The organism is Streptomyces sp. NPDC104309 (assembly GCF_055584025.1).
In genome coordinates, this window is sequence record NZ_JBVJMV010000116.1 from 1 (window position 1) to 4835 (window position 4835).

Consider the following 4835-nt stretch of genomic DNA (forward strand, 5'->3'; position numbering starts at 1 on the left):
CCATCGACCGCACCACCTACAAAGCCACCATCAGCATCAACATGCTCACGAGCAGCCCTTGACACCCCAGACCCCGCCCTAACTGAACGGCGTTGGTTCTAGCGGTCGTCGCAACACCCGATCTCCGGGGATGCGATGGCCTTCAGGATCCGTAATCGCCGCTTGTCGCAGGGACGCAAGAAGCTGGTGCGTGAGCGGGAGGAATACTTCCGGCTCATGGATCAAGGTGTGAGCAGTCGGGAGGCATGCCGGATCGTCGGCATCAACCGGCGAACTGGCAAGCGATGGCGCAATGGCACCACCCCAACGAAAAAGAGACCCGCTCAGCCCGCACGCAGAGTACGGGCTGAGCGGGTCGATTCCGCGTCTCGGCACCTGACGCTGGAAGAGCGTCTCTACATCGCTGACCAGGTGTGGGCGAAGGTGTCCGTGCGGAGGATCGCCGCGGACCTGGAGCGCAGTCCGTCGACGATCAGCCGGGAGATACGCCGCAACCGCCACCCCACCAACGGCCAGTACCGGCCCCACGCCGCGGAGGCACGCGCCGAGTCACGCCGACCCCGCCCGAAGCCTGTGAAGATCGATCAGAACGCGGAGCTGCGCGAGTACATACAAGAACGTCTGGGCAGACGCTGGAGCCCGGAGCAGATCGTGCAGCACCTGCGCAAAAACTTCCCCGATCGGCCGGAGATGCATGTGGTCCACGAGACGATTTACCAGGCCCTCTACGTCCAGGGCCAAGGTGCACTGCGCCGAGAACTGACCAACGCTCTCCGCACCGGCCGGGTCCGCCGCAAGCCACGCCGTCAGGCCCAGCAGCGCCAGCCCCGCTACCGGCACCCCGTGGTCGTGATCAGTGACCGGCCTGCCGAAGCGGAGGACTGGGCCGTTCCCGGCCACTGGGAGGGCGACCGTGCGACACGATGCCGCACGAATTTGAGTGGACTGACCGATTGGAGAGGCGGCTGATGAAGCCGTAGGTGCAGTGACGGGTCCGTGTCCGTATGACCCGTCCCCGCCCTTGACGTGCGATGCCGGTAACGGCGTGGCAGGGTCATTGCATGATCGAGATCTGTCTGGGTTCGTCACGTGAGGCCGAGGGCTCGTAGGGGCGGGTGGTAGTCGCGGCCGGTGTGGCGGAGGGCGGCGGCGATGTTGGTCTCGCCGTCCTGGCGGAAGACGCTGATGGCGAGGTTGCGCAGGGAGGCCATGGCGCGGGGCAGGGTGCCGGTGCGGACCTTGGAGTCGTCCTCGCGGAACGTGCGGTCACGCACGTGGTGCAGGAGGTTCTCGATACCCCAGTGGCCTCTGATCCAGGTGGCGAGCTCGGCGCAGGTGGCGTCGAAGACACTCAGGCTGGTGATCAGGTAGACGCGCTCGATGGTCAGCTTCCCGGTGCTCAAGTCGCTTCGCCACCGTATGACTTGGATCGCCTGGCGGGCGCCGGGGTAGTCGAGGTGGCTGAACGCGGCGGCCTCGAGCCGGCGGACCTCGTCGCGGTGGTGGGCGTGGTCGCGAGTGCGGTGCCCGAGCGGGATGTCCCGCCAGGGCAGCTTCCTGACCTGGGCGTACAGGCCCGGATGGTTCTTCTTCACGACGGCCACGTAGTACGCGCCGCGACTGGTCAGATAGGCCCCGTGGTCGTGCTGGGTGTGCAGGGCGTCGGCGGTCACCACCGTGTTCTCCAGCTCGAGACCGTCCAGCAACGGCGCGAAGGAGGGGATCTCGTTGCTCTTGGAAGCAACCTGCCGCTGGGCCAGGACCACGCCGTGGTGGTCCATCGCCGCCAGCAGCTGGATCGCCGCGGCCGTTGCGGTTCGCGACCCGCGGACCACCTTGCCGTCGACCGCGATCACCCGTCGCACCGGCCTCTTCTCCGCGTCCGGCTCGACCGGGGGCGGCGTTCTGGCCTGCAGATACGCGCTGATAGCCGCGTCCAGCGCGTCACCGTCCACACGCTGCAGCAGGCGGCGCACGGTTGCGGCGTGCGGCACCGGCCGCAGACCGGTAAGCGGATCGGCAGCGAAGCCGAGGATGCCCAGCACATGCTGCGGGGCATCCGTGATCCACTCGCTGATCGCGATGAGCGAGCGAGCCCCGGTCAGCACCGCCGAGACAGCTGCGCACAGCAACGCGAGGGCCGGATACCGCAGTCCTCGCGCATCGCGGGGATCGGCGACCAGGATCAGGAAACGCCGCAGGTCAGCGACATCGCTTGAGGTGAGGGGATCAGTCGGGGAGCCCAGTTGCTCCAGTGCGGAAGGGATGGGCGATGATGCACGGGCAGGCACGGTCTCGCTCGGTTCTCATGGGTCTCGACAACCACATGATCACCAGCACCGTGCCTGCTCTGCTCTCCGGGGTCCCTTGCCGCACCAAGGACATGACGCCACGTCACTCACGAGACCGGCGAACCGGACCAATCCCAATCGCGCAATGCCCCTGGGTGTCGATCACGTGCACCCTTCAGTCGTGCCCACCCGGCCGTCCGTCGGCACCGATCGCCACATCCACATTACGAAGAGCCTCCCTGCCTCCCGGAGCGTGGACAATCTCTCCCCCGGCGCTGGCTGGGGTGTCCGGTGGGCGCGCGGCGGATGGCGATGAGGGCGACGTCATCGCCGAGGCCTCCGCCGGTGTGGGCGACCAGGTCGCGCTCGATGTGGTGCAACAGGACCTCGGGAGGGCTTTCGGTCCACTGGACGGCGCGTTCCGCGAACGGGTAGAAGGTGCCGTCGTGATCGCGGGCCTCGATGACACCGTCGGTGTAAAGGAGCAGGGTGTGCCCGGAACCGAAGGGCAGCACGTCAAGGGTGTAGTCACCGGGGTCCGTCATACCGACCCCCAGCGGGGGTGCGGGGCGCAGGTCCGGGACGGTCACCGCGTTGCCCGGACCGAGCAGCAAGGGCGCCGGGTGGCCGCAGCTGGTCATCCGGATGACGGGCTCCTCGTCGGGGATCTCCACCAGAAGGGCGGTGACGAAGCGTTCCCCGGCCTCGTCCTCCGGCGCAAAGTCGGCCAGGTGGCGGGCAACGCTCCGCTCCAGGGCGGCGGCCAGGTCGGGCAGGGCGGCGTGCTCGCGGGCGGTCTCGCGGAACGCGCCGAGCAGGAGGGCAGCCTCACCGATGGCGGGCAGGCCCTTGCCCCGCACGTCACCGATCATCACCCGTGCCGCGCTGTCGGTGCGGGCTGCGGCGTACAGGTCGCCGCCGATCACCGCCTGGTCCTCGGCGGCCAGGTAGAGGCAGGCGAGCTGCAGCGGGCCGAGCCTGCTCGGCAACGGCCACAGCAGGACGTGCTGAGCGGCCTCGGCCACCGACCGCACCTGGGCCAGCTCGCGGCTGCGTCGATCACGCACCACGCAGAAGAGCACGACCATCGCCGAAAGCAACGCTATGGAGAGAGCCTGCACCAGCGAGTTCCGCGAGGTGAGCACACCGAAGTGCCAGCCGATGAGCCCCTGGGCCACCACCGCCAGAGCCCCGATACCGCCTGTTGTCCAACGCCCGGCGCCGAACCACGCGGCGATCGCGGGCGCAATCACCAGCAGCGGACTGAGGACGATGTCGACCGGGATCACGGCATCTGCAACCGTGATCACCACGATGAGCGCGACCGGGATCACCAACGACTGCCACGGCTGCCTCATGCCGGCAAAGCACCGCCGAAACACGCTCATGCTCCTACACTGCACCCTCCCGCAGCGGCCAGCGAGGGGCCAGCCGCAAGCGGGCATGGTGCACCCCCAAGCCCCCTCGGGATGGGTGTTGCAGAAGCTGAGCGACGGCCACGGCCGGGCCCGATCCCTTCTGCGCGCGCACGACGGGGCACCCCAGAGCGCGCCCTGAACGCGGCAGAGCACCCCGGCACCCGGCTGTGCACGCTGTGCGGGGGGCGCGAAAGAACTGACGCCTGACGCTTCACCGCTGTCCGGAATGGGATCGGATCGGCTCAGACCATTCATGGCGGACGGTTCGGGGCGTCATGGCCCACTGGAACGCAGGGAGAGCCACACCTTCACGCCGTTCTCCGCCGAGCTCCACGACCCGCCGCCTTCCAGGGCCTGTCGCCCCGCGTCGAGCATCTGCGCGCGCACGACAATCGCTGATTCCATCAGCAGCCGCCAGGGCATCTCAGAGTCAAAGGCCCGCCGAGCACGCTCCACAGAGCCGAGCAGCCAAAGACCAGCCTCTTCCACGCTCTCCACGGCCTGCGAGGCTGTTCCGACTCCGTCCAGCTCCCACATCATCCACAAGGTCACGGCCCCACTGTCCCAATCCTCACGCGCCGGACAGCCAGATATGCGTCTGTTTGGACGACCCGCACCACCCGGCACCGACGTAACAGCGACGTTGCGCGCCTCGCACGCGCCCGGCAAGCGACCGCTCACGGTTCGGAGGCCCCCGGCGAGCGCCGCCACGTCAGCCGGTTCGACGACGCGGCCAGGCAACGTTCTCAAGGCGGCCCACCCACCGGAATCGACAGCGAGCGCTACAAGAAACGCAACACAGTCGAGCACGCCATCAACCGCCTCAAACGCTTCCGGGCCGTCGCCACCCGCTATGAGAAGCGCGCCTACATCTACCTCGGCACCGTCACGCGGGACTGTAAAACGTTCGGCTCTGTTCCGTAGTCGGTGGTAGCGGTGGGTGCTCGTCATCGGAGGAGGATGCGGTGGCGGAGGAGGTCGAATCCGGCTCGGCCGTACATCTGGCGCATGATCGGGTCTGTACAGCCAACGGCTCTGTCTCACATTCGGTGGTGACTCTGCGTGGCGCTATCCGAGGAGGATGCGGTGGCGGAGGAGGGTGAAGCCTGCTCGTCCGTGCATCTGG

General features: G+C 68.0%; 3 protein-coding genes and 1 pseudogene. 1 reads left to right on the plus strand and 3 read right to left on the minus strand.

The annotated features are described in order from the left end of the window. Positions 1–135 precede the first annotated feature (135 nt). A pseudogene (locus tag ACZ68L_RS46555) lies at positions 136–912 on the plus strand (IS30 family transposase); the annotation flags it as partial. Between the two features lie 173 nt (positions 913–1085). Here the strand turns inward: ACZ68L_RS46555 and ACZ68L_RS46560 are convergent. The 3 genes from ACZ68L_RS46560 to ACZ68L_RS46570 form a co-directional block, all read right to left on the minus strand. Next, entirely contained in the window at positions 1086–2291 is a 1206-nt protein-coding gene (locus tag ACZ68L_RS46560) for an ISAs1 family transposase (protein WP_469590945.1), read from the minus strand. 224 nt (positions 2292–2515) lie between these two features. Beyond that, positions 2516–3649, minus strand: coding sequence for a PP2C family protein-serine/threonine phosphatase (locus ACZ68L_RS46565; RefSeq protein WP_469590947.1), 1134 nt, complete (start codon positions 3647–3649; stop codon positions 2516–2518). Positions 3650–3982: 333 nt separating this feature from the next. Then, a complete protein-coding gene (locus ACZ68L_RS46570; RefSeq protein ID WP_469590948.1) occupies positions 3983–4660 on the minus strand; it encodes a hypothetical protein in 678 nt (225 codons plus the stop codon). Positions 4661–4835: the final 175 nt, after the last annotated feature.